General features: G+C 45.9%; 5 protein-coding genes. All 5 read left to right on the top strand.

Annotation, left to right across the window (positions count from 1 at the left end):
* Positions 1-1000 (top strand): TonB-dependent receptor (locus Q0338_RS03755; protein ID WP_298085591.1); only part of this gene is annotated, 1000 nt, incomplete at its 5' end.
* 87 nt (positions 1001-1087) lie between these two features.
* Positions 1088-2224: a PepSY-associated TM helix domain-containing protein gene (locus Q0338_RS03750; protein ID WP_298085590.1), complete on the top strand. Its 1137-nt coding sequence runs from the start codon at positions 1088-1090 to the stop codon at positions 2222-2224.
* 40 nt (positions 2225-2264) lie between these two features.
* Positions 2265-3029 (top strand): hypothetical protein, encoded by a 765-nt coding sequence (locus Q0338_RS03745; protein WP_298085589.1) that lies wholly within the window; start codon positions 2265-2267, stop codon positions 3027-3029.
* A 217-nt stretch (positions 3030-3246) separates the two neighbouring features.
* Positions 3247-3714 carry an RNA pyrophosphohydrolase gene (locus Q0338_RS03740; protein ID WP_122862193.1) on the top strand — a complete coding sequence of 156 codons (468 nt, stop codon included), beginning with the start codon at positions 3247-3249 and terminating at the stop codon, positions 3712-3714.
* Positions 3714-4835, top strand: a 1122-nt coding sequence (locus Q0338_RS03735; protein WP_298085588.1) for an aspartate kinase, incomplete at its 3' end; no start/stop codon positions are given. The genes Q0338_RS03740 and Q0338_RS03735, both read left to right, overlap by 1 nt.

Below are 4835 nucleotides of genomic sequence, written 5' to 3'. Positions count from 1 at the left end.
AGGAACGTATTTTTTTGATAATAACACGCTAAGTCTGGGGGCTGAATACAGAAGAGAAAGGCTAAACGAAAAGGCAACGACCGCCGACGCCGCAAACGTAAAAAGGTATGATTTTTCGCTATACGGCGAAGATGATTTTGACGTAACCGACGCGCTCACGCTAACTGCCGGTCTAAGGTATAATCACGACAAAGACTACGGCGGACACGTATCGCCGCGCGGATATGCCGTATATCATCTAAGCGAAAATTTATCGCTAAAAGGCGGAGTATCGGCAGGCTACTCGACGCCTGATATCAAGATGCGAACCGACGGGCTTGCTCTGCCTTTTGCCGGCGGTATGGGAGCGCAGCTGGGTAAAAGCGACCTAAAACCAGAATCCAGCCTAAACTACGAAGCCGGCATCGCATACAGGGACGAGAGCCTTAACGTCTCGGCGATGGCGTTTTATACGCGGATAAAAGACGGTCTAGGCACGAAGCCGGTTTGCGTCGCACGCCCGGGCGTTCCTTGCGTGCATAACGGCAAGACCTATAGGCGCGGCATCTGGGAGAGCGTAAATATCGGCAAAGCCGAAGTAAAGGGCGTCGAGCTCGCCTCAGACTGGCAGATACTATCAAATTTAGCCCTGCACTCAAGCTACGTTTACACTAGATCAAAGCAAAAATCGGGCGCGTACGAGGGTAAATCTCTAAACAATCTACCCGTACATACCGTAAAAATAGGGCTTGATTATGATATGACGCCTGATCTAAATTTCTGGACGCAGATGAACTATCTAGGTAAAACCAGAGCCGTTTACGGCCTACCAGGTGACGAGGAGATAAAGGATTATACGCTATTTGACGCGGGCGTAAGCTACAAGCTAACTAAAAACGCAAGCGTAAATTTTAGCGTTTATAATATCTTTAACGAATACGTAACGACAAAATCCGGACGCTACGAAATTTTGATCGCCGACGGGATTAAATATAGACTCGGATTTAACGTAAATTTTTAAATTTAGCCGTATTTAAGCGGGGCGGTGTGTAGCGATCGCCGTCCTGCTACCGATTTTTAAAATTCGAGTTTAAATTTAAGGAGAAAGATGCCGTTTTTAAAGAAAAAGAAATTTTGGTTTAACGTCCATTTGATTTTAAGCCTAGCCTGTGTTTTACCGCTGCTTATCGTCGCTCTTAGCGGCGCGGTCATATCCTATCACGACGAGATTATAGACCTTGCAAACTCGCAAAAAACCTTCGTCAAGCGAGGCGAAAAAGAGCTTAGCGCGAGAGAAATTTTAGATATTTTTAAAGCTAAGGAACCAAATTTTACGCTTAGCTACTACAAGATAAACTCGGACGTAAACCACGCTCTAGGCATATCCGGCACGAATGCTAAAGGCGAGTTTAAGTCGTATTTCGTAAATCAATACACGGGCGAGATAACGGGCGAAAATTTCGGCGATAAATTTATCGGACTAATGTTAAATTTACATACTAACTTAGGCCTTGGGCTTAGCAAAAACGAGACGCTACGGCTTATAGGCAAGCATATCGTTGCGGTTTGCTCTATCGCTTTGGTTATCTTGGTTATATCTGGATTGATAATCTATTATCCTAGTTTTAAAACTAAATTTATGCGCGCGTTTACTTTAAAAATCAAGGCCAAAGGCTATGCGTTTTTGTACAGCCTGCACGGATTTGCCGGCGTTTATCTTTGTTTATTTTTAGTCTTTATGAGCGTTACGGGGCTTTACTGGTCGTATGACTGGGCGGCAAAGCTCGTAAATAACGCGCTTGGCGAAAAAGAAATTTTTAGAAAAAAGAGCTTTACGCAGGTGCGAGGATTTTCGCTGGAGGACGAGGGCAAGATAGCAAATTTAGAGGCCGCGATAGATATTTTTAAACGAGATAGAGAGGATTACGAGCTTTTTAACGTCATCACGCAAGAAGACGGCGAAAATTTTATGATATTTTACTTTGACAAAGGGCTGGAAGAGGACGATAAGGTAAATACGATGACGATAAACGCCGCCAAGGGGCAAATTATCAGGCATGCGAGGTTTGACGACGCTAAAAGCTCGATGCCCAGGCCTTTTGCGATTCATAAAGCGGTTTTAAGCTTGCATTCGGGATATTTTTTGGGCGCGGTCGGTAAATTTATATTTTGTTTAGCTTCGGCATCGGTTTTGTTTTTCGTTATAAGCGGCTTTTGGATGAGCTTAAAACGGCTCAAAAGATAAATTTGATAAAATCGCTCCAAAAAACTGAAAAAGGCTAAATATGCGAGTGATTTTAGATGGATTTGACGGCTCTTTTTTGCCGATTTTGCAAAGCTTTAAGGCCGTGATGCCAAGCCTTCGTATAACGGGTATCGAGGAGCTGGGCCAAAGCGTCAAGGAGGCGCCGAGCGGAGAAAGCGGTAATAACTCTGAGGCTATCAACGTAAGCGAGCTCTTTGCACGCCAGTACGAGCGGGACGAGCTTTTACCTGATGGAACTTTGTTTTTACAGGACGATAAAATTAATGCGCGCGACGAGAGTGCGGCGGTCAAATTTGATGAAAACGTTAAATTTGAAAATGCGCGCCACGCGATTGACGACTCTAAATTTGAGCCAAATTTGATGGCTAAGAGCGAGCAAAAAACAGCTTCCGTAAGGGAGCAAAATTTGCAAGATAGGCCGCTCGCTACGCCGTATCGAGACGGCAGCCGAGAGAAAAAGGATATCTTGCAAACCGGCTCTTTGAGCGAAGCGCCAAAAACCGCAGTTTTAGCCGAAAGTGCTCAAAATACCGTTCAACAAGAAGCTTTTGTGTTTGGCGGAGCTACTCAAACGGCTTCGTTTAGTAAAGCAACTACCTCAAACGAAGCCGCGAAAACGGCCGTTTCGGATGACTCGGCGCAGGCCGCGCTATTTGATTTTAACGAGTCTGCGCAAAATTTGCCGCCGCGCGCCGAGCCAAAATCCGCACCCGAGCGCAAAAAGCACGAAAGCGCGAGTCTGTTTACCGACGAAGAGGTGCGGGCGATACTGGAGCTAAAATAGACGGCTCAAATTTAGCCATCAAGGCGGTAAAATTTGACGTATAACCAAGCAAAACGCTCGAATTTTACTGCGCCGCAAAAAGTAAAATTCGTAATTTTAAATTTTAAATAAAAATTTTAAGCCTAAGCGCCAAATTTTTCCGCTAAGCTAGCGATATTTAGCTATATCTTAACTATTTTTCGTTAAAATCCACAATTAAAAATTCTCGGAAAAAAAGATGGAAAAAAAATATAGACCAAACGTCGCGGCGGTCATACTTGCGCCCTCTTATCCGTTTGATTGCAGGATATTTATCGCGCAAAGGTGCGATATGACGGGTATCTGGCAGTTCCCACAGGGCGGTATAGACGAGGGCGAGACGCCGCGCGAGGCGCTAAAAAGAGAGCTCAAAGAGGAGATAGGCACGGACGACGTGGACGTGCTTAGCGAGTATCCGCAGTGGCTCAGCTACGACTTTCCGGAGGGTACGACGAGTAGGAAATTTTATAACTTTGACGGGCAGACGCAAAAGTATTTTTTGGTGCGGCTAAGACCTAGCGCGAAGATAAATATAAACACCAAAAAGCCCGAATTTGACGAATATAGATTTATAAACTCAAGCGAGGTTTTGAGCGACGTAAACCACTTCAAAAAGCCGATCTACGGTAAGGTTATCGGCTACTTTAAAGAGAAAGGATTTATTTAATGTTAATCGTCCAAAAATACGGCGGCACGAGCGTTGGGACGCTTGAGAGGATAGAAAACGTCGCCGCAAGAGTGATAGAAACTAAAAAAAGCGGCGCGGACGTCGTAGTCGTGGTCTCGGCTATGAGCGGCGTGACTAATCAGCTGGTGGAGTACGCCGAGCATTATACGAAGGCTCCCGACGGCGTGGCGATGGATATGCTGCTTAGCTCCGGCGAGCGCGTTACCTGCGCGCTTTTAACGATAGCGCTGATAAATTTAGGCTATCCTGCGGTGGGTCTAAGCGGTAGGCTAGCTGGCATCATCACCGATAGCGTGCATACTAAGGCTAGGATCGAGGCGATAGATACTAAGCGTATGAAAGAGGAGCTAAAGGCGGGCAAGATCGTCGTCGTAGCGGGCTTTCAGGGTATAGACGAAAAGGGCGACGCGACGACTCTGGGACGAGGCGGTAGCGATCTTAGCGCAGTGGCGATAGCAGGCGCTCTAGATGCGGATCTTTGCGAGATTTATACCGACGTAGACGGAGTTTATACCACCGATCCTCGCATCGAGCCAAAGGCTAAAAAGCTAGATAAAATCAGCTACGACGAGATGCTAGAGCTTGCTAGCCTAGGCGCAAAGGTGCTGCAAAACCGCTCAGTCGAGCTAGCTAAAAAGCTAAACGTAAATTTAGTCACCAGAAGCAGCTTTAATCACAACGAAGGAACACTAATAACAAAGGAAGAGAGTATGGAAGCAGTGCTAGTAAGCGGTATCGCGCTAGATAAAAACCAAGCTAGAGTAACTTTAAGAGGCGTGGTAGATAAGCCGGGCATCGCGGCTGAGATTTTCACCGCGCTTGCAGAAAAAAACATAAACGTAGATATGATAATCCAAAACGTAGGCCAAGACGGCACTACGAATCTGGGCTTTACCGTACCGCAAAACGAGCTTCACGTCGCAAAAGAGTGCATGGATAAACTAAGCGCGTCGAGGGAAATTTTATACAACGACGAGATAGTTAAGGTCTCGGTCGTAGGCGTAGGTATGAAAAGCCACACGGGAGTGGCGTCTTTAGCGTTTCAAACGCTAGCAAACGAAGGTATAAATATCCAAATGATCTCGACTAGCGAGATAAAA

Source organism: uncultured Campylobacter sp., from assembly GCF_938018145.1.
Taxonomy (GTDB): domain Bacteria; phylum Campylobacterota; class Campylobacteria; order Campylobacterales; family Campylobacteraceae; genus Campylobacter_A.
This window is presented reverse-complemented; position numbering and strand designations above follow the sequence as displayed.

Bases quoted from the DNA above. Each gene is read 5' to 3' on its own strand.
- Q0338_RS03740 (WP_122862193.1), top strand. From the start codon at position 3,247: ATGGAAAAAAAATATAGACCAAACGTCGCGGCGGTCATACTTGCGCCC.
- Q0338_RS03750 (WP_298085590.1), top strand. From the start codon at position 1,088: ATGCCGTTTTTAAAGAAAAAGAAATTTTGGTTTAACGTCCATTTGATT.
- Q0338_RS03745 (WP_298085589.1), top strand. From the start codon at position 2,265: ATGCGAGTGATTTTAGATGGATTTGACGGCTCTTTTTTGCCGATTTTG.